Origin of the sequence: Streptomyces sp. CT34 (genome assembly GCF_000805335.1) — a bacterium.
GTDB lineage: Bacteria > Actinomycetota > Actinomycetes > Streptomycetales > Streptomycetaceae > Streptomyces.
The window spans coordinates 2,066,941-2,067,275 of sequence record NZ_KN708638.1; the positions used below are offsets into that span (position 1 = coordinate 2,066,941).

The following is a 335-nucleotide window of genomic DNA, read 5'->3' on the forward strand; positions in this document are numbered from 1 at the left end:
CGGGTTCGGGGAGGCCGAGGAGCCAGGCGGCGCGGTGGATGCTGTGGTGGGCGTTGGCGCCGCAGACGATCCGGAGGGGGCCGGTGGTGTGCGGGGGGTGGGGGGCCTCGCGGGCGAGGAGGATGCCGAGTTGGTTGGATTCGGTGCCGCCGGTGGTGATGAGGGCGTCGGGGTCGGTGGCCTGGGGGTAGACGAGGGCGGCGAGTTCGCGGCTGGTGAGGGTTTCGAGTTCGGAGGCGGCGGGGGCCTGGTCCCAGGAGTCCATCGAGGGGTTGAGGGCGCCGGCGGCGAGGTCGGCGGCGGGGGCCACGGCGAGGGGCGGGCCGGGCAGGGGG

At 76.4% G+C, this 335-nt stretch carries 1 protein-coding gene; it reads right to left on the reverse strand.

Annotated features, from left to right (window positions below; translation table 11 throughout):
- Positions 1 to 335, reverse strand: a 335-nt coding sequence (locus RZ84_RS40845; RefSeq protein ID WP_241777632.1) for a pyridoxal-dependent decarboxylase, incomplete at both ends; no start/stop codon positions are given.